This is a genomic window from Nocardia spongicola, from assembly GCF_047200775.1.
Classification (GTDB): domain Bacteria; phylum Actinomycetota; class Actinomycetes; order Mycobacteriales; family Mycobacteriaceae; genus Nocardia.
On record NZ_JBJZOO010000048.1, the window covers coordinates 1 to 1,027 of the forward strand.

2 protein-coding genes are annotated in these 1,027 nt (G+C 64.2%); one reads left to right on the plus strand and one right to left on the minus strand.

Annotation, left to right across the window (positions count from 1 at the left end):
• A partial coding sequence (locus tag ACL02S_RS24125) for an IS481 family transposase (RefSeq protein WP_412804786.1) occupies window positions 1-909 on the minus strand: 909 nt, incomplete at its 3' end.
• Here ACL02S_RS24125 and ACL02S_RS24130 point away from each other — a divergent pair.
• The coding region (locus tag ACL02S_RS24130; protein WP_412804787.1) for a hypothetical protein at window positions 829-1,027 on the plus strand (199 nt) is incomplete at its 3' end. The genes ACL02S_RS24125 and ACL02S_RS24130 overlap by 81 nt on opposite strands.

Genomic DNA, 1,027 nt, shown 5'->3' on the forward strand with positions numbered 1-1,027 from the left:
GTAGTGGATGTTCCAGATCTGCAGTGCCTGCCGACGCTGCAGATCCGAGGTCCATTCGCGGGCGTAGAGGAATTCCTCGGCCAAGATCCGGTTATAGCGCTCGACTTTCCCGTTGTGACGGGGTGTGTAGGGGCGTATCCGCTGGTGGCGGGCCCCGTGGAGAACCTTCGCGAAGTCACGGGCCTTGTAGCAGGCTCCGTTGTCGGTGACGATCCGGTGGACATGGCCTATGCCGTGAGCGGCGAAGAACGCTCGCGCTCGGTGCACGAAACCTACAGCGGTGGAAGCTTTCTCGTCCTCGAGAGCTTCGGTGTAGGCCAGCCGGGAGAAGCCATCGACCGCGGAATGCAGGAAGACATAACCCGTACGGACGCCACGTTTCTTGGCGCGGGCGACAACCTTGGCCTGCTCGGAGCCCGCGCCGTGAACACGCCAGCCACCACCGTCGGGGATCCTGCCGACCTTCTTCACATCGACATGCACCATATGTCCTGGCCAGCGGGCCACGATACGGCGTGGTGCCCGGTTGCTGTCACCACAGGAGTCGATGAACCCGCGGCGATTCAGCCCGAGATGCGCCAACTGCCTGGTCACCGTTCGCACCGCGATGTTCACCCCGACGGCTTCGAGTTCGAACGCGATCCGCCGAGCCGACCACTTGTTGTCCCGGCGCATCCGCTCGATCCGGGCGACGACCACTGCCGCGGTCGCGCTCGACTGCCGGCGCGGCACCGAAGACCGGTCCTCGAGTCCTATTTCACCGTAGCGACGCCATCGATTGACCCACTTCGACGCGCACTGACGAGAGATCCCCATCTCGGCGGCCACATGAGCGATCGGACGGTTACGACAGCGCTGCACCAGACGGCGACGGCCCTCGACGGACAACGGGGCATTACGGTGGGTCACGGACGGGTCTTCCTGGTCGAGCGGACGGAGGATGTGGTGTTTTCCATCCTGCCGCCAGGGAGATCCGTCCCCTCAGCTCACCCCTGCGCGAGTGTCAACAACCTCATGACCCACAACA